The organism is Ramlibacter sp. AN1015 (assembly GCF_037726105.1).
Classification (GTDB): domain Bacteria; phylum Pseudomonadota; class Gammaproteobacteria; order Burkholderiales; family Burkholderiaceae_C; genus Ramlibacter.
The window spans coordinates 287,384-306,454 of record NZ_JBBJUM010000002.1; the positions used below are offsets into that span (position 1 = coordinate 287,384).

The window sequence follows — 19,071 nt, forward strand, 5'->3', positions numbered from 1 at the left end:
TCGCTTCAATCAGGGCTCCTGGATCGACTGAGCAGGACCAGCGAACGGCCCTGGAGCGCGCAGTGTTCCTGATTTTCCAGCGGCGGTGGGTTACCAGATCCAACTTCGGGTCGCACCGTATCGATCAGGACGCGCCAGGGCCGCCCGGACGCTGCAGGCAAGGCGAACTGCCGGTCTTCCGGATGCGCGTTCAGCAGCAGCAGGAAGTCGTCGTCGCGCTCTCGCTCGCCGCGGGGTCCCAGGTCGGTGATGCCGCGGCCGGACAACATCATGCCGACGCAGCGGTTCTCGCCGTGGTTCCAGTCTTCGGGTGTCATCTCGCCGCCGTCCGGTCGCAGCCACACCACGTCCTTGACCTCGTCGCCATCGAGCGGCTTGCCGCTGAAGAAGTCGCGGCGGCGGAACATCGGATGCGCGCGACGCAGCGCGATCAGCCCCGCCACGAAGTCGGTGAGGCTGCCCTCCCCCTCCCCCGCGCCCTCACCGGCTTCCCAGTCGATCCAGCTCAGCTCGGTGTCCTGGCAGTAGGCGTTGTTGTTGCCGTTCTGGGAGTGGCCGCGGGCGTCACCGGCGAGCAGCATCGGCACGCCCTGGGACAGCAGCAGCGTGGCCAGCAGGTTGCGCTTCTGCCGCTCGCGCAGCGCCCGGATACCGGGGTCGTCGGTCGGGCCCTCGACCCCGTGGTTCCACGAGAGGTTGTGGCTGTGGCCGTCGCGGTTGTCCTCGCCGTTGGCCTCGTTGTGCTTGTCGTTGTAGGAGACGAGGTCGTGCAGGGTGAAGCCGTCGTGGGCGGTGATGAAGTTGATACTGGCGTAGGGCCGGCGGCCCGACCAGCCGTAGAAGTCCTCCGAGCCGGTGAGCCGGCGCGCGACTTCGCCCAGCAGGCCCGGATCTCCGCGCCAGAAGCCGCGCATGGCGTCGCGGTAGCGATCGTTCCACTCGGACCAGCCGGCGGGGAAGTTGCCGACCTGGTAGCCGCCGTGGCCGAGGTCCCAGGGCTCGGCGATGAGCTTGACCTGATTGAGCACCGGGTCCTGACGGATGGCGTTGAAGAAGCCGCTGAGGTTCTCCACCTTGCCCGACTCGCGCGCCAGTGCCGAGGCCAGGTCGAAGCGGAAGCCGTCGATGTGCATTTCCTCGACCCAGTAGCGCAGCGAGTCCATGACGAGTTGCAGCGCGTGCGGGTTCTCCAGGTTCACCGTGTTGCCGCAGCCGGTGAAGTCGTCGTAGTAGCGGCGGTTCTCGTCCTGCAGGATGTAGTAGGAGGCGTTGTCGATGCCCCGAAGGGAGAGCGTGGGGCCCAGGTGGTTGCCCTCGCAGGTGTGGTTGTAGACCACGTCGAGGATGACCTCGAAGCCGGCCGAGTGCAGCGTGCGCACCATCGACTTGAACTCGTAGATGCGTCCCGTCGCGCTGTAGCGCATCTCGGGCGCGAAATAGCCCAGCGAGTTGTAGCCCCAGTAGTTGCGCAGGCCCTTCTCCACCAGGTGCCGGTCGTCGATGAAGCTGTGCACCGGCAGCAGCTCGATGGTGGTCACGCCCAGCCGGCGCAGGTAGTCGAGCACCGGCGCGCAGCTCAGGCCGGCGTAGGTGCCGCGCAGCTTGGGCGGCACGTCCGGGTGGCGCATGGTGAAGCCGCGCACGTGCATCTCGTAGATCACCATGTCCTGCCACGGCACCGAGGGACGGCGATCGCCGTTCCAGGAAAAGGCCGAGTCGGTCACGCGCGCCTTCGGCACCAGCGCCGCGTTGTCGCGCTTGTCGAAGGACAGGTCCTGGCGCTTGGAGCCGACCGTGTAGCCGTAGAGCGCGTCGCTCCATCGCAGCGGGCCGACGAGGTCCTTGGCATAGGGGTCGAGCAGGACCTTGTGCGGGTTGAAGCGATGCCCCTGCTCGGGTTGGTAGGGCCCGAAGACGCGCCAGCCGTAGGCCAGGCCGGGCCGCGCCTGCGGCAGGTAGCAGTGCCAGACGTCGGCGGTGCGCTCGCGGATGTCGATGCGCTGCTGCTCGTGGCGGCCGGCCGGGTCGAACAGGCACAGTTCGACGCGCTCGGCGTTGTGCGAGAAGAGCGCGAAATTCACGCCCTGCCCGTCCCAGGTGGCCCCACGCGGATAGGGCTTGCCTGGCCAGACTTCGTTGATGCGGTCGAAGGGGCTCATCGCTTACAGCTCGCCGCCAGGAGGCCGACGCCCGGCGCTGTCCGCACCCGATGCGGAGCCGCGCCCGCGGCCATCGAGCGGATCGCGCAGGGGGTCCTGCAGGGAATTGCGCCGTGGGTCGCGCAGCCGCTCGCTGGGCCACCAGTGTTCGAGCCGCTCGGCGGCCCACTCGCGCCCTCCGAGGCCGAAGGCGAGCGCCAGCGCCAGGACCACGCCCCCGAGGATGAGGAGGAAGCTGTAGAAGACGATGTTGCCGCCCAGGTTCACCTGGTCGAGGGCGATCAGGATGACGAACAGCAGCACCGCGTAGTGCGCGATGCGCCCGAGCAGTTCGGCGTCCTGCACCTTGATGCTGCGGAAGTAGCCGGTGGTGGTGTCCCCGACGAAGCGGGCGAAGTAGGCGCCGAAGGCCAGCACCAGCAGCGCCACGAAGACGTTCGGCACGAACCACACGATGCGCGCGAGCAGGTCGGCCAGGTAGTCGAACCCCATGCCGTTGGTCGCCACCATGAGGCTGGCCAGGATGATGAGCCAGTAGACCAGCAGCGCCACCAGCGCCGTGGTGTCGCTGCGTGCGCCGCCCTGACGCAGGAAGTTGTCCAGCCCGGCGCGCTCGGTGAGCACGTGGAAGTTGATCGCGCGCAGCCCCCGTTCGACGGCGAAGCGCGCCGCCTTGGCCAGCAGCCAGCCGACCACGACCACCACCACGGCGCCGAGCAGGCGCGGCAGGAAGGCGACGACCTGGAGCAGGAACGCGCGCGCCGGCTCGAGTGAGATTCCTAAACGGTCCATGGCCGCTCCTTGTTTGTTATTGCGGATCGCGTCGGTCGAGCAGCGCCAGGATGCCTTGCAGCGGCACCTGCAGCCAGTCGATGCGATTGTTCAGCTCGTAGCGCACCTCGTACAGGGCCTTCTCCAGCTCCAGCAGCCGCAGCATGGAGGCGTCGATGCCACCGCCCTGCGCGCCGCCCACCGTCTCGGCATAAGCGCCGAAAAAGGCTTCGCGGGTGGCGAGTTCCCAGTCGCGCGCCACCGGGGCCAGCCGCTCGACCTCGCTCGCGCTGCGGGCGATGCGGCGCAGGGCCGCCCAGCGCGCGTAGTTGAACGAACGCAGCATGCCCGCCACGTCGCGCAGGGCCGATCCCTTGGCGCGGCGTTCCTCGAAGGTGCGTGCGGGCTCGCCCTCGAAGTCGATGACCAGGAAGTCGTTGCCGGTGACGAGCACCTGGCCCAGGTGGTAGTCACCGTGGTAGCGGGTCTTGATGCCGCCGGCGCTTTCCACGTCGAACGCATCGATGCGCGCGAGCAGCTCTTCGGAGCGGGCAAGGAGCGCCTCGGCGTCTTCGTGCACCGGCCCGGGCAACTGGGCCAGGCGCGCGCGCAGCAGCTCCAGCGTGTCGCGCGCCTCGCCGGCGGCCCGGTCGCGCATCGCGAGCCGGTCCGCCGGGGCGAGCGGCTCGGGATCGAACGCCGGGTCGCCGCTGCGCGTGGCCAGGGCGCGGTGCAGCTCGCCCGTGCGTCGGCCCAGCGTGGCCGCGAGCGCCAGGAAGCCGCCGTGGGCCATCCCCGGGGGTTCGGGATCGCTGGAGGTGGTGCGCAGGACTTCGAGGTGGCGCTCCAGGTAGCCCAGGGTGTACTCCCAGCCGTCGCCCTGGCTGGCGACATACGACTGCACCAGCGCCAGCGTCATGACGCGGCCGCCCTCGCCGAGGTATTCGAGCGCGCCGAGCACCGGCACGCAGTTGGGATAGTGCGCCACCTCGGTGAGGAAGCGCCCCATTTCCAACTCGGGGTTGAGGCCCTCGCGCACGCGGCGGTAGCCCTTGAGGAACAAGGTGTCGTCGATGGTGACCACGGTGTTGCTGCTCATGCCCAGGGGGCGCGAGACCGGCATGCTGGAGATGTCGGCTACCAGGTCGCGGAACACCGCAGTGGGCCGGAACGCCAGCCGGCCGCGGGCCGTGGGCAGCTCGGCGCCGCTGCCGATGGCGGAGATGACGGCGCGGCAGAAGGTCTCGTCATGAAAGGCGTCGCTCATCACGCCGACGTTGGCCTGCTGGCGCACCTTGGCGAGCGCCGCCGGCTGCAGCCGGTGGGTGCGCTCCTCCTCCATGTCCTCCCAGGCGAGCGCCAGCGGAACGAAATAGAGCGAGGCATCGTCGGGCCCGTCCAGTTGCATCAGCGGCAGCATCCAGCTGTGGGTGCCGTCGTTCCAGACGGCCTGGTCGAACAGGCGCGCCCGCGTGATCGGCGTGCCCTTGGAGGCGTACCAGCGCTGGATCTCGAGAAAGCGCGGCAGGGTGTCGGTCTCGAGCTGCGTACGCATGCGCTCGGCCATGCCGATGCGCCAGGGCATGACCTGCTCGCGGAAGAAACTCGTCCAGCCGTCGAACAGCACCAGCGTGGGACGGTCCTGCAGGGTGACGTCTTCCTGGTGCCAGGCGGGCGCGTTCGCATCCTGCGTGAGGCGGAACCAGTAGAAGCCATAGGAAGGCAGCGTCAGCAGGTAGGGCAACTCGCCGATGGGCGGGAAGGTGGAGCGCCCGAGCATCTCCACCGGCACCCGGCCGCGGAAGGCCGAGAGGTCGAGTTCGACCGCCTGCGCGGCGCGCGCGAGGTTGAAGACGCACAGCAGCGTGTCGTCTTCGTACTCGGTGAGGTAGGCCAGGATCTTGCGGTTGCCCGGCTTGAGGAAGGTGCGCCGACCGCGGCCGAACGCGTGGCTGGTGGCGCGCACGGCCAGCATGCGGCGGGTCCAGTTCAGCAGCGAACTGCTCGAGCGCCCCTGCGACTCGACGTTGATGACCTCGTAGCCGTACATCGGATCCATGATGGGCTGCAGGTACAGGCGCTGCGGATCGGCCCGCGAGAAGCCGGCGTTGCGGTCCGGGCTCCACTGCATGGGCGTGCGCACGCCGTTGCGGTCGCCCACGAACACGTTGTCGCCCATGCCCAGCTCGTCGCCGTAATAGATGATGGGCGAGCCCGGCATGGACAGCAGCATGCCGTTCATCAGCTTGATCTTGTCGGGGTCGTTCTCCATCAGCGGCGCAAGGCGCCGGCGGATGCCCAGGTTGATGCGCGCGCGCAGGTCGGCCGCATACATCGAGTACATGTAGTCGCGCTCGCGGCTGGTGACCATCTCCAGCGTCAGCTCGTCGTGGTTGCGCAGGAAGATGGCCCACTGGCAGCCCTCCGGAATCTCGGGGGTCTGCTGCATGATCTCGACGATCGGGTAGCGGTCCTCCTGCGCGATGGACATGTACATGCGCGGCATCAGCGGGAAGTGGTAGGCCATGTGGCACTCGTCGCCGTCGCCGAAGTATTCGCGCACGTCCTCGGGCCACATGTTGGCCTCGGCCAGCAAAAAGCGGTTCTTGTAGTTGGCGTCGATGGCGGCGCGCACCTTCTTGATGACCGAGTGCGTCTCGGGCAGGTTCTCGTTGCTGGTGCCGTCGCGCTCGACCAGGTAGGGGATGGCGTCGAGGCGGAAGCCGTCCACGCCCATGTCCAGCCAGAAGCGCATCACCTTGAACACCGCCTCCAGCACCGCCGGGTTGTCGTAGTTCAGGTCGGGCTGGTGGCTGAAGAAGCGGTGCCAGTAGTAGGCCTTGGCGACCGGATCCCAGCTCCAGTTGGAGACCTCGGTGTCGGTGAAGATGATGCGCGTGCCCTGGTACTTCTGGTCGGTGTCGCTCCAGACGTAGAAGTCGCGCTCGGGCGAGCCGGGCGGAGCGCGTCGCGCCGCCTGGAACCACGGGTGGTCGGCAGAGGTGTGGTTGATCACCAGTTCGGTGATCACGCGCAGGCCGCGCTTGTGCGCCTCGTCCAGCATCTCGCGGAAGTCGGCCAGGGTGCCGTATTGCGGGTGCACGTCCTCGTATGCGGCGATGTCGTAGCCGTCGTCACGCAGCGGCGAGGGATAGAACGGCATCAGCCAGATCGTGTTGACGCCGAGGTCCTTGACGTAGTCGAGCTTGGCCGTGACGCCCTTGAAGTCGCCCATGCCGTCGCCGTTGGAGTCGTAGAAGGCCTTGACGTTGAGCTGGTAGATGACGGCGTCGCGATACCAGAGCGGATCGTCTCCTGCCTCGATGACAGGACTGTCCAGTGCGAGCTGGGGTGCGGGGCCGCTCATGGGTGCTGTGTCTCCTTCACGAGAAGAAATCGAAGTCGCGTTCGTCGCGGCCGTGGCGCCGCACGACGAAGACGTGTGCCGGGACGGCGTGCGGATCGATGCGGATGAAGTGGCGTTCGCCATCCCACTGGAAAAACTGGTTGCTCAGCTGGTCGTGCACTTCGAACGAGTGCCCCGGTTCGAGGCCGATGCTCGAAGGCTCCAGGTGCAGCCAGCCCGACTGCGTGTGGTAGGGATCGAGGTTCACCACGACGACGACCACGTTGGAGGCGTCCTCCGAGGTCTTGACCCAGGCCAGGAGCTGGTCGTTGTCGATGTGCAGGAAGCGGACGCGCATGTCCTGCAGGGCCGGATTGGCGCGGCGGATGCGGTTGACGCGCGTGATAAAGGGAGCAAGGCTTTGCGGGTCGTCGTGGTTCCAGGTGCGCAGCTGGTACTTCTCCGAATCGAGGTACTCCTCGGCACCGGGGCCGCGCGGCAGGTGCTCGCGCAGCTCGTAGGCCGGACCGTAGATGCCGTAGTTGGCCGAGAGCATGGCCGCCAGCACCAGGCGCGACATGAACACCGGTATCTCGCCGGACTGCAGCTGCGCGTGCAGGATGTCGGGCGTGTTCGGCCAGGCGTTGGGGCGGAAGTAGTCCACGCCGGGAGGCGTGCTGAGCTCCGTGAAGTACTCGGTCAACTCCTGCTTGGTGTTGCGCCAGGTGAAGTAGGTGTAGGACTGCGTGAACCCGAGCTTGGCCAGCCGGTGCATGACCTTGGGCCGCGTGAAGGCCTCCGACAGGAACAGCACGTCGGGGTGCTCGCGCTGCACCTCGGTGATGGCCCACTCCCAGAAGGCGAAGGCCTTGGTGTGCGGGTTATCGACGCGGAAGATCTTCACGCCCTCGCCGATCCAGTGATCGATCACGCTCTTGAGCTCCGTCCACAGCGCAGGCCAGTCCTCGGATTCGAAGTTGAACGGATAGATGTCCTGGTACTTCTTCGGAGGGTTCTCCGCGTACTGCACGGTGCCGTCGGGCCGCCAGCGGAACCATTCGGGATGCTGCTCGACGTAGGGGTGGTCCGGCGCGCACTGGAACGCGATGTCGAGCGCGATCTCCAGACCCAGCCCCTCGGCTTTCTCGCGCAGGCGGCGGAAGTCCTCGGGAGTGCCCAGCTCGGGCAGGATCGACTTGTGGCCACCCTCCTCGGCACCGATGGCCCAGGGGCTGCCGACATCGCCCTCCACGGTGGTCAGCGCGTTGTTCTTGCCCTTGCGATTGATGCGGCCGATGGGGTGGATCGGCGGGAAGTACAGCACGTCGAAGCCCATGTCGGCGATGGCCGGAAGGCGCGCCTCGACGTCGCGGAAGGTGCCGTGGCGCCCGGGCTCGAGACTGGCCGAACGCGGGAACAGCTCGTACCAGGTGCTGAAGCGCGCACGCGGCCGTTCGGCCACCATCGGCAAATCGACGGGGTGGCGCACCGCCAGGCTGCGGTCCGGGTAGCACGCGGCGAGTGCGGCCCGCTCGACGTCGAGCGCGCAGGCCTTGAGCGCGGCGGCGTCGCTGGAGGCCGACTTGCCACCCTTGTCGAGTTCGCGGGCCCAGGCCTCCAGCGCCTTGCGGTCGGCGCCCTTGGCGCGCTTGGCAGCGGCCGCGATTTCCTGTGCGCCCACGCGCGAGGCGATGCGGATGTCCTGCGGTTCGATGCGCCGCTCCATCTCGTGGTGCCAGGATTCGAAGGGATCGACCCACGCGACCACGGTGTAGCGGTAGCGGCCGATGGTGGGGGGCACGAAGCTGGCTTCCCAGACGTCGTTGCCCAGCGGCTGCATCGGAATCTCTCGCGCCTGGGCGTCCGGCTCGTGTTCGGCGCGCCAGCGCAGCATCGCGCGCACCACGTCGTGGCCGTCGGTGAAGACATGCGCGTGCACGCGCACCGCCTCGCCGGCGATGCGCTTGACGGGGAAGCGCCCGCCATCGACCACCGGCAGCACGGCGTCGATGACGGCGCGGGCTCGCCCGTCAAATCCGTCGGGGTGTGCGGGCGGCTGGGGTGCGAGGGCGCGGGTGTCAGGCATGGGTGGACGGTTGCAGGATCAGCGTGGACAGGGGCGGCAAGGTGAGGTGCAGCGCGTGCATGTGGCCGTGCGCACGAACGGGCGAGGTTGCGGCCTCTCCCATGTTGCCCATGCCGGAGCCGCCGTACTCGCGCGCGTCGCTGTTGAGGACCTCGCGCCAGCGGCCGGCGCGCGGCACCCCGATGCGGTAGCCGTGCCGGGGCACGGGCGTGAAGTTGCTCACCACCAGCGCGGGCGGTCCGCCCCGGCGGGGCTTGCGCAGGAACGCGAAGACGCTGTGGTCGGCATCGTCGACCACCAGCCACTCGAATCCGGAGGGCTCGAAATCGACCTCCCACAGCGCCGGGCACTGGCGGTACAGGTGATTCAGCTGGGAGACGAAGTACTTCAGTCCGCCGTGGCCTTCCGTGTTGGCGAGGAACCAGTCGAGCTGGCCTTCGTGCGTCCATTCGCGGCGCTGGCCGAACTCGCCGCCCATGAACAGCAGCTTCTTGCCCGGGTGGCTCCACATCCAGCCGAAGAGGGCGCGCAGGTTGGCGAACTGCTGCCAGGGATCGCCCGGCATCTTGTTGAGCAGCGAGCCCTTGCCGTAGACGACCTCGTCGTGCGAGAGCGGCAGGACGAAGTTCTCGTTGAAGGCGTACACCATCGAGAAACTCATCTTGCCGTGGTGGTAGCGGCGATGGATCGGTTCTTCCTGCATGTACGACAGGTCGTCGTGCATCCAGCCCATGTTCCACTTCATGCCGAAGCCCAGGCCGCCCATCTCGATCGGGCGCGACACGTTGGGCCAGGCGGTCGATTCCTCGGCGATGGTCACCGTGTCGGGGAAGGCACGATACGCCTCGCGATTGAGCACGCGCAGGAACTCGATGGCCTCGAGGTTCTCGCGGCCGCCATGCCGGTTGGGGATCCACTCGCCGTCGCGGCGCGCGTAATCGAGGTACAGCATGGAAGCCACCGCATCGACGCGCAGCCCGTCGATGTGGTAGCGGTCCAGCCAGAACAGGCCCGAGGACACCAGGAAGCTGCGCACTTCGTTGCGCCCGTAATTGAAGATGCACGAACTCCACTCGGGATGGAAACCCTGGCGCGGGTCGGAGTGTTCGTACAGGTGGGTGCCGTCGAAGTACGCGAGGCCGTGCTCGTCGGTCGGGAAATGCGAAGGCACCCAGTCCAGCAGCACGCCGATGCCGCGCTGGTGCAGGTGATCGACGAAGTACATGAAATCCTGCGGCGTGCCGTAGCGGCAGGTGGGCGCGAAGTAGCCGGTCGTCTGGTAGCCCCAGGAGCCATAGAACGGATGCTCGGTGACCGGCATCAGCTCGACGTGCGTGAAACCCATCTCCAGTGCGTAGTCGGCCAACTGGTGCGCCAGGTCGCGATACCCGAGGAAGCTGCCGTCCTGGCGGCGCCACGAACCGAGGTGCACCTCGTAGATCGACATCGGCGCGTCGTGGGCATTGTGCGGCCCACGGTTGGCCATCCAGTCCTGGTCGTGCCAGCGGTAGTCGAGGCTCCAGACCCGCGAGCCGGTGGCCGGTGGGGCTTCGGCGTGGAAGGCGAAGGGGTCGGCCTTGTCGACCACATAGCCGCCGTATTGCGACCAGATGCGGTACTTGTAGGTCTGTCCCCGCTGCGCATGCGGCGCGACGCCCTCCCAGATACCGCTGCCATCACCGCGTGGCTGCAGCGCATCGGCGCCGGACGTCCAGTCGTTCCATTCGCCAATGACGGAAACCGCGCGCGCGTTGGGCGCCCAGACAGCGAAGTGCGCACCACCGCCCTGCTGCACATGGCAGCCGAGCTTGTCGTACAGGCGTGCGTGCGTGCCTTCCTGGAAGAAGTACAGGTCGTCGGAGCCAATCATGCCGACCGACCTTAGCAGTGATCGACCGACAGCGGGGTGCGTGGGCGCCTTGTCGGCGCAGAGAATCAGTCCTACCTGCTGCTGGGAAGGAGGGCTGCGGCCTGGCCCTGGGGTAAGCCCGGTGCGATGCCTGCGCGACCGTACGCGCGGCAACTGCACGCGGCGCTCAGCGCGCGCAGGGCGACCCGACGCGCGCCGGTTTGGTGCGCCCGCAGCGGCGCGCGGGCGCCGCCTCCGCTCAGGCCGGCTGCGGGTTGCGCAGCCGGATGTGCAGCTCGCGCAGCTGCTTTTCGTCCACCGGGCCGGGCGCCTGGGTGAGCAGGTCCTGAGCGCGCTGGGTCTTGGGGAACGCGATCACATCGCGCAGGCTCTCGGCCCCGGTCATCAGCATGACGAAGCGGTCCAGGCCGATGGCGATGCCGCCGTGCGGCGGCGCGCCGTACTGCAGCGCATCCAGCAGGAATCCGAACTTCGCCTGCGCTTCCTCGGCGCCGATCTTCAGGGCGCGGAACACCTTGCTCTGCACGTCCTCGCGGTGGATACGCACCGATCCTCCGCCCAGCTCGATGCCGTTGAGCACGGCGTCGTAGGCCTTGGCGACGCAGCGGCCGGGGTCGGTCTCGAGCCAGTCTTCGTGACCGTCCTTGGGCGAGGTGAAGGGGTGGTGCACGGCGTTCCAGCGCTGGGCGTCGTCGTCGTACTCGAACATCGGGAAATCGACCACCCACAGCGGCTTCCACTGGCCCTCGACGAGCCCGCGGGACTTGCCGAACTCGCTGTGCCCGACCTTGACGCGCAAGGCGCCGATGGCGTCGTTGACCACCTTGGCCTTGTCGGCCCCGAAGAAGATCAGGTCGCCGTCCTGGGCACCGGTGCGCGCCAGCACCTCGGCGATCGCCGCGTCGTGCAGGTTCTTGACGATCGGCGACTGCAGTCCCTCGCGGCCCTTGGCGGCTTCGTTGACCTTGATCCAGGCGAGGCCCTTGGCGCCGTAGATCTTCACGAACTCGGTGTAGCCGTCGATCTCGCCGCGGCTCATGTCGCCGCCGCCGGGCACGCGCAGCGCCACCACCCGTCCGTCGGGCTGGTTGGCCGGGCCGGAGAAGACCTTGAAATCGACCTCCTTCATCACGTCGGTCAGCTCGGTGAACTCGAGCTTGACGCGCAGGTCGGGCTTGTCCGAGCCGTACAGGCGCATGGCGTCGGCATGCGTCATGACGGGGAAAGCCGGCATATCGACGCCGATCACGTTGCGGAAGGTGTTGCGGATCATGCCCTCGAACATCTCGCGGATTTCCTCCTCGGTGAGGAAGGAGGTCTCGACGTCGATCTGGGTGAATTCGGGCTGGCGGTCCGCGCGCAGGTCCTCGTCGCGGAAGCACTTGGTGATCTGGTAGTAGCGGTCGAACCCCGCCACCATGAGCAGTTGCTTGAACAGCTGGGGCGACTGCGGCAGCGCGAAGAACATGCCGTCGTGCACGCGACTGGGAACGAGGTAGTCGCGCGCGCCTTCGGGCGTGCTCTTGGTGAGCATGGGCGTTTCGATGTCGATGAACCCGTTGGCGTCGAGGAACTTGCGCACTTCCATCGAGACCTTGTAGCGCAGCATCAGGTTGTTCTGCATGTAGGGGCGGCGCAGGTCCAGCACCCGGTGCATCAGGCGCGTGGTCTCGGAGAGGTTCTCGTCGTCGAGCTGGAACGGCGGCGTCACCGAGGGGTTCAGAACGGTGAGCTCCTGGCACAGCACCTCGATCTTGCCGCTCTTGAGCCCCTCGTTGGTGGTGCCGGCCGGACGCGCGCGCACCAGGCCCTTGACCTGGATGCAGTATTCGTTGCGCAGGCCCTCGGCGGCCTTGAACATCTCCGGGCGATCGGGGTCGCAGACGATCTGCACGTAGCCTTCGCGGTCGCGCAGGTCGATGAAGATGACGCCGCCATGGTCACGCCGGCGGTTGACCCAGCCGCACAAGGTCACGGTCTGGCCCAACAGGGCCTCGGTCACGAGACCGCAATAGGTCGTACGCATTTTCTGGCTAGACATGGAAGAAGCTTCCCGCGCCGCGGGGGGCGCATTACTTGACGAGGGTGGAGGCGGTCTTGGCGGGGACGACCACGCCCATGGAGATGACGTAACGCAGGGCCTCGTCCACGCTCATGCGCAGCTCGATGCACTCGCTGCGACGCAGCATGACGAAGTACCCGCCGGTGGGGTTGGGGGTGGTGGGCACATAGACGCTCAACCAGTCCCCCAGCAGGTGGTTGACCACGTCGCCGCCGGGCGCGCCGGTGACGAAGCCGATGGTCCAGACATCCGGCCGCGGCCACTGCACCAGCACCGCGGTGCGGAACGCATTGCCGTTTTCGGAGAACAGGGTGTCGGAGACCTGTTTCACCCCGGAATAGATCGAGCGCACCACCGGGATGCGGCCGAACAGCCGGTCACTCCAGGCGAGCAGCTTGCGGCCGGCGAAGTTGCTGGCGACGGCGCCCACCACGAGCAGGATGCCCAGGGCCAGCAGCACGCCCAGACCGGGCAGGTGGAAGCCCAGCAGCCGATCGGGTTGCCAACGTTCCGGAAGGATCAGCAGGGTCTGGTCGAGCGTCGCGATGATCCACTGCAGCACCCACACCGTGATGGCCACCGGCAGCACGGTCAGCAGACCGGCGAACAGCCATTTTCGCAAGGAAGCCATCGGGTGCCCGGAACTCAGTGGCAGGCGCAGGCGCTGCCGCAACCGCCGGCCGACGCCACCGGGCCATCCGAGCGGCCGGACGGTGTGGAGTCTGCCGGCTTGGAGGCCGCACCGTCGGAGGAGGCGGTCGTGCCGGTGGAGCCGCCCGAGGACGTGCCGGACGAGGCGCCGGCCTCGGCGGGCTTGCCGCCTGCGCTGTCGGAGGCGCCGGTGCCGCTCTTGGAGGCACCGTTTCCGTTGCGGAAGTCCGTCACGTACCAGCCGGAGCCCTTGAGCTGGAAACCGGCAGCGGTGACCTGTTTGCTGAATGCCTCGGCGCCACAGGCCGGGCAGGCGGTGAGCGGTGCGTCGGAAACCTTCTGCAGGACATCCTTGGCATGGCCACAGGAGCCGCACTTATAGGCGTAGATGGGCATGGCGTGGGCGTGAGGTGCAAAGCCTTCAATTATAGGCAGCCGCCTGGAACGCAAGCCGGGGCGGCCGAGGCGCTTCGGCTAGGCACACGCACCGGCACGCGGACTGCACGCGCACTGCGAGACGCGCCGGCATGTGCCCCGCCCTGGCCGTGGCCAAGCCCCCCGTCGGGCCGGGACGCTGGCCCTCCCCGTCGGACAGCGCGAGGCGTCCTCAGGCCGCCGCGCGGTGGCGCTCTTCGCCACCGTCGCCGCTGCCCTCGTAGTGGTGCACGTGGCCGTGGTGGTTGGCCACCCACTGCGGCAGCAGGGATCCGGCGAGCATGCCCACCAGCGCGGCCAGCAGCCCCGCCAGTTGCTGCGGGAACACTTCGGCCAGGGGGGTGAAGGCGAAGAACAGCCAGGTTCCGAGGCCCAGCACCACCGATGCGAGCGCACCCTGCGTGGTCGCGCGGCTCCAGTACAGGCCGAACACCAGGGGCACGAACGCGCCGACCAGCGGCACCTGGTAGGCGCCCGCCACCAGTTCGTAGATCGAGGTGCCCTCCATCACGATGGCGTACGCCAGCACGATGATGGTGAACACCAGCACCGACACGCGCATGGCGCGCAGGGTCGCCTGGTCGCTCATGCCCGGCACGATGTTGCGCAGGATGTTCTCGACGAAGGTGGTGCTGGGCGCCAGCAGGGTGGCCGACGCGGTGGACATGATGGCCGAGAGCAGCGCGCCGAAGAAGGCCACCTGCAGCATCAGCGGCATGCGTTCGAGCACCAGCGAGGGCAGCACCTTCTGCGGATCGTCGGCCAGCAGCTGCACGGCCGAGTCCCCCATCACCACGACGGCCGCGGTCACCACGAACATCGGCACGAACGCGAACAGCAGGTACAGCGAGCCGCCGATGATGGGGCCACGCACTGCGGTGCGGGCGTCCTTGGCCGACATCACCCGCTGGAACACGTCCTGCTGGGGAATCGAGCCGAGCATCATGGTGATGGCCGCCGCGAAGAAGAACGTCCACTCTCGCCAGCCGCCCTCGGGGAAGAACTGGAACTTGCCGTTGGTCGCGGCGTACTCCACCACCCGCCCCGCACCGCCGGCCATGTCGGCTGCGAACCAGCCGATCAGCAGCAGGCCCGCAGCGATGACGATCATCTGCACGAAGTCCGTCAGCGCGACCGACCACATGCCGCCGAAGAGGGTGTAGACCAGCACCACGGAGGTACCGATCACCATGCCGGCGACGACGGACAGCGTCTCGGGCATGAGCAGGTGGAACACCAGGCCCAGCGCGGTGACCTGGGCGGCGACCCAGCCGAGATAGCTGGCGATGATCATCAGGGAGGACAGCACCTCGATCAGGCGGCCGAAGCGCTGGCGGTAGAAGTCGCCCAGCGTGATGAGGTTGCGCCGGTAGAGCTTGTACGCGAAGAACAGACCCACCAGGATCAGGCAGAAGGAGGAGCCGAACGGGTCTTCGACCACGGCGCCGAGGTTCTCGGACACGAAACGCGCCGGCACGCCCAGCACCGTCTCGGAGCCGAACCAGGTCGCGAAGGTGGTGGCGACGACGATGGCCAGCGGCAGGCTGCGTCCGGCGACCGCGTAGTCCGCCGTGTTGTGAACGCGCCGCGCGGCATAGAGGCCGATGGCGACCGAGGCGAGCAGGTACAGCACGATGAACGTCATCAGCATCTGGTGTGGCTCCTGTTGGGTGTCTACACGAGGACCCGGACGCACGTCCGCCGGGCACGCGCATTATCGGCAAAGCCGAGCTAGTAACCGCCGACGCGCACCAACAACTGCATGGCCACGAGGCCAAGGGCGAATCCGATGCCGCCCCAGACGATACCTTGCAGCAAACGGTTGGTCCGGCGCAACTCCCCCAGCATCTCGCGCATCTCCCGCTCGACCATTCCGCTGGACCGGCGCGCAAGGAAGTCGTGCAGCAGCCGTGGCATCTCGGGCAGCATCTTGGCGTAGCGCGGCGCCTGGTCCTTGAGCTCGGCCCAGAGCTTCTGCGGGCCGATCTGCTCGAGCATCCAGCGCTCCAGGAACGGGCGCGCGGTGCTCCACAGGTCGAGGTCGGGGTCGAGCTGGCGGCCGAGGCCCTCGATGTTCAGCAGCGTTTTTTGCAACAGCACCAGCTGCGGCTGGATTTCCACGTGGAAGCGGCGCGATGTCTGGAACAGGCGCATGAGCACGATGCCCAGAGAAATCTCGCGCAAGGGACGGTCGAAGTACGGCTCGCAGACCGAACGGACCGCCGCCTCGAGCTCGTCCACCCGCGTGCCCGGTGGCACCCAGCCCGACTCGATGTGCAGTTCGGCCACCCGCTTGTAGTCGCGCCGGAAGAAGGCGGTGAAGTTCTGCGCCAGGTATTCCTTGTCGTACTCGGTAAGCGTGCCGACGATGCCGAAATCCAGCGAGATATAGCGGCCGAAAGTCGCCGGATCGAGGCTGACCATGATGTTGCCCGGGTGCATGTCGGCGTGGAAGAAGCCGTCGCGAAACACCTGGGTGAAAAAGATGGTTACGCCGTCGCGCGCGAGCTGGCGGTGATCCACGCCGGCATCGAGCAGCCGCTGGGTGTGGCTGATCGGCACCCCCACCATGCGCTCCATCACGATCACCTCGGAATGGCACAGGTCCCAGACCATCTCGGGGATCAGCACCAGCTCGAGACCCGCCATGTTGCGGCGCAGCTGCGCCGCATTCGCTGCCTCGCGCAGCAAGTCGAGCTCGTCGTGCAGGTACTTGTCGAATTCGGCGACCACCTCGCGCGGCTTCAGGCGCCGGGCATCGGCGGACAGCCGCTCGACCCAGCCGGCCATCATGCGCATGAGCGCGAGGTCCTGCTCGATCACGGACAGCATGCCGGGGCGCAAGACCTTCACCGCCACCTTGCGCAGCTGTCCGTCCTTGGCCAGCAGGACTGCGAAGTGCACCTGCGCGATGGAGGCGCTGGCGATGGGCGTGCGCTCGAATTCCGTGAACAGCGTGTCCACCGGGCGGCCGAAGGCGCGTTCGATGGTGGCGATGGCCACGGCCGGATCGAATGGGGGCACGCGATCCTGCAGCAGCGAGAGCTCGTCGGCCATGTCGGGGGGCAGCAGGTCGCGCCGGGTCGACAGCAGCTGGCCGAATTTGACGAAGATGGGCCCCAGACGCTCCAGCGCCTCGCGCAGGCGCTGCCCGCGCGGGGCCCGCAGGTCGCGCCCCACGCTCATGAGCGCCGCCAGGCCGCGCAGCACGGGGTGGCGGAAACTGCGCAGGAAGATGTCGTCCAGACCGTACCGCAGCACGATCCAGAAGATGAAGACGGCCCGGAAGTAGCGCCTCATCGGCCGGAGCCCGCGGGCGGTGCCGGCGGCTGTCCGACCGCGCGTCCGGTAAACCGCCGCAGTGCATCGGCCATGCCGCGCACGCCCTGCGATACCGCGTAGGCGGGCGCGTCGCCCAGCAGGCGCGCCAGGTCTTCCTCGAGGTCCCAGCGGACATGATCGACCAGCCAGTTCACCTCGGCCGCGAACTGCACGTCGCCTGCGATGCGCACCGACGGCTTGTCCCCGCGCAGGGTCGCCTGGGCCAGCGCGAACGGCGACTCCTCGGCGACGGTGAGCGACAGGTCGGGCACGACCGCGCCTTCAGCCAGGTCGAGCAGCCCGGCGGGGGTGGCGACCAGCCGCATGTGGAACTGGCGCCAATGGGCTTCGAGCACGCGGCCCTTGTGGCGCGCCAGCCGGGACTGCGCCTCGGGCTCCTGCTGGAGCACGTGATTGAGCAGCAGCACCACCCGCCGCTGCGTCTCCCGCACCGCCCAGTCGGGCGGCTGGAACATCTCGCCAAGCCGGTTCGCAAGGCCATCCAGAAACGGGAAGGGGGACTGTGTCGCCATAGTCCCCCATTATTCCCGTGAAAGCCGCCGGCGTTCCCGCGAAAGCGGCGCACCGGCGGCGTCGGTGCCGATCAGCTCACTGCAGCGCCTGCACGCCCGCAACCAGCCAGCCGCTGCGGCCGTCCTTGGACTTGCTCATGTTCCAGACTTCGCGGAAGGGGCTCGGGCCGGCCGAAGGCTCCTCGCGGATCATTCCGGAGAACTCCACGCTCGCCAGGTACGAATCGCCGAGGTCCTCGATGCCGAGCAGCTGCGCGTCGAGCATCGCGACGTCGGTCTTGCCTCCGGTCGGGCGCTGTCCCTCGCGCTCCTTGAGCTGCGTGCGGATCTCTTCGAGCATCTCGTCGGTCATCATGGCGCGCAGGGTGGCGAGATCGGCGCGATCCCACGCGTCCTGCAGGCTGATGAAGTTGCGCCGCGACGCCTCGACGAAACCGGCGACGTCGAATCCGGGCGGGACGCCCCAGCCCTGCGAGCCGCCCAGGGAGGAGCCGATCTGCACGCCACCGCCCTGGCGCACCGCGTCGAAGGCGGTGGAGTTGCGCTCCCACGGCCGCGCCGAGGCGTCGTTGCCGACCTTGTCGGGGCTATAGGGGCGCGGCTGCCCCGCAGCGCCCGCGCCTTGGAAAGCGAAGCCGCCGCTGGACGCGCTGGGCGCGGCGCGCCGCGAGCGCATGACCATCCCGACCACCACCATGATCACCAGGGCGAGAAGCGCGAACAGCAGGAACTGGGCGAACTCGGCTCCGAAGCCGAGCGCGTTCGCCAGCCACGCGAGGCCCAGCCCCGCCGCGATCCCGCCGAGAATGCCGCCCCACGGCCGCCGCGGCGCGGCTGCCGGGTTTGCGGCAGCGCTGCCCGGGCGTTGGGCTGCTGCCGTGGCCGGCGCCTGTTGGCCGGACTGCTGCGGCGCCTGCTGCGGCGTCTGCTGCGGAGGAGCCGCCTGACGCTGCGTCACGTTGCCCGACTGCTGCCCGATCGAGCGCCCGCCGCCCAGGCGGCGTGCCGCCTCGGCGTCGAAAGTGGCCGCCACGAGGGTGCAGGCCAAGAGAGCTGTCCAGATCTTCATTGCTGTCTCCGTTCACGCATGCGCCAGGCGGTGCCTAGCACTTGATGCCCACATGCAGCGCCACGACGCCGCCCGAAAGGTTGTGGTAGTCCACATGGCCGAAACCGCTGCGCTTCATCATCGCCTTCAGCGTTTCCTGGTCGGGGTGCATGCGGATCGATTCGGCCAGGTAGCGGTAGCTGTCGGCGTCGCCGGCCACCGCACGGCCCAGCCGCGGCAGCACCTGGAAGGAATAGAAGTCGTAGAGCTTCTCCAGCGGCCGCGCGACACGCGAAAACTCCAGCACCAGCAGCCGCCCGCCGGGGCGCAACACCCGCGCCATTTCGGCGAGCGCCTGCTCCTTGTGCGTCATGTTGCGCAAGCCGAAGCCCACGCTGACGAGGTCGAAGGACTCCGAGGCGAAGGGAAGGCGCTCGCCGTCGCAGACGATGGTCGGAAGGACCACCCCTGCGTCCACCAGCCGGTCGCGGCCGGTGCGCAGCATGGTTTCGTTGATGTCGGTGTGGACGACGCGGCCGGTGGGACCGACCGCCTGCGCGAAAGCGCGCGCCAGGTCTCCAGTGCCACCGGCGATGTCGAGCACCTGCTGGCCGGGCCGCACGTGCGCGGCCACTACCGCGAAAGCCTTCCATGCGCGGTGCAGGCCCATCGACATGAGGTCGTTCATCAGGTCATAGCGGCTCGCGACGGAGTCGAAGACACCGCGCACGCGGCGTGCCTTGTCGCGCTCATCGACCTGCTGGAATCCGAAATCGGTGGTGCTCATGA

General features: G+C 68.1%; 13 protein-coding genes. All 13 read right to left on the reverse strand.

Annotated elements, in window-relative coordinates; all coding sequences use genetic code 11:
- Window positions 1–5: 5 nt before the first annotated feature.
- A complete protein-coding gene (glgX, locus tag WG922_RS04095) occupies window positions 6–2,159 on the reverse strand; it encodes a glycogen debranching protein GlgX (protein WP_340280872.1) in 2,154 nt (717 codons plus the stop codon).
- Between the two features lie 3 nt (window positions 2,160–2,162).
- The gene (locus WG922_RS04100; RefSeq protein WP_340280873.1) at window positions 2,163–2,951 is read right to left on the reverse strand and encodes a mechanosensitive ion channel family protein; all 789 of its coding nucleotides are present in this window, start codon (window positions 2,949–2,951) and stop codon (window positions 2,163–2,165) included.
- 16 nt (window positions 2,952–2,967) lie between these two features.
- Window positions 2,968–6,297 carry a maltose alpha-D-glucosyltransferase gene (gene treS / locus WG922_RS04105; RefSeq protein ID WP_340280874.1) on the reverse strand — a complete coding sequence of 1,110 codons (3,330 nt, stop codon included), beginning with the start codon at window positions 6,295–6,297 and terminating at the stop codon, window positions 2,968–2,970.
- A 16-nt stretch (window positions 6,298–6,313) separates the two neighbouring features.
- Window positions 6,314–8,362, reverse strand: a complete 2,049-nt coding sequence (locus WG922_RS04110) for an alpha-1,4-glucan--maltose-1-phosphate maltosyltransferase (protein ID WP_340280875.1) — start codon at window positions 8,360–8,362, stop codon at window positions 6,314–6,316.
- On the reverse strand, window positions 8,355–10,232 hold the full coding sequence (gene glgB, locus WG922_RS04115; protein WP_340280876.1) for a 1,4-alpha-glucan branching protein GlgB: 1,878 nt from the start codon (window positions 10,230–10,232) through the stop codon (window positions 8,355–8,357). The genes WG922_RS04110 and glgB overlap by 8 nt, the downstream gene beginning before the upstream one ends.
- A gap of 238 nt (window positions 10,233–10,470) precedes the next feature.
- On the reverse strand, window positions 10,471–12,273 hold the full coding sequence (gene aspS, locus WG922_RS04120) for an aspartate--tRNA ligase (protein ID WP_340280877.1): 1,803 nt from the start codon (window positions 12,271–12,273) through the stop codon (window positions 10,471–10,473).
- A 31-nt stretch (window positions 12,274–12,304) separates the two neighbouring features.
- Entirely contained in the window at window positions 12,305–12,925 is a 621-nt protein-coding gene (locus tag WG922_RS04125) for a DUF502 domain-containing protein (protein ID WP_340280878.1), read from the reverse strand.
- Between the two features lie 14 nt (window positions 12,926–12,939).
- The gene (locus tag WG922_RS04130; protein ID WP_340280879.1) at window positions 12,940–13,341 is read right to left on the reverse strand and encodes an FmdB family zinc ribbon protein; all 402 of its coding nucleotides are present in this window, start codon (window positions 13,339–13,341) and stop codon (window positions 12,940–12,942) included.
- A 211-nt stretch (window positions 13,342–13,552) separates the two neighbouring features.
- On the reverse strand, window positions 13,553–15,031 hold the full coding sequence (locus tag WG922_RS04135; protein WP_340280880.1) for a sodium:solute symporter family protein: 1,479 nt from the start codon (window positions 15,029–15,031) through the stop codon (window positions 13,553–13,555).
- Between the two features lie 80 nt (window positions 15,032–15,111).
- Entirely contained in the window at window positions 15,112–16,680 is a 1,569-nt protein-coding gene (gene ubiB, locus WG922_RS04140; protein WP_340280881.1) for a ubiquinone biosynthesis regulatory protein kinase UbiB, read from the reverse strand.
- Window positions 16,677–17,234, reverse strand: coding sequence for a ubiquinone biosynthesis accessory factor UbiJ (locus WG922_RS04145; protein WP_340280882.1), 558 nt, complete (start codon window positions 17,232–17,234; stop codon window positions 16,677–16,679). Before WG922_RS04145 ends, ubiB begins: the two co-directional genes overlap by 4 nt.
- Window positions 17,235–17,310: 76 nt before the next feature.
- Window positions 17,311–18,303, reverse strand: a complete 993-nt coding sequence (locus WG922_RS04150; protein ID WP_340280883.1) for a Tim44 domain-containing protein — start codon at window positions 18,301–18,303, stop codon at window positions 17,311–17,313.
- 34 nt (window positions 18,304–18,337) lie between these two features.
- Complete coding sequence (gene ubiE, locus WG922_RS04155; protein ID WP_340280884.1) at window positions 18,338–19,069, reverse strand: bifunctional demethylmenaquinone methyltransferase/2-methoxy-6-polyprenyl-1,4-benzoquinol methylase UbiE; 732 nt, start codon at window positions 19,067–19,069, stop codon at window positions 18,338–18,340.
- Window positions 19,070–19,071 lie beyond the last annotated feature (2 nt).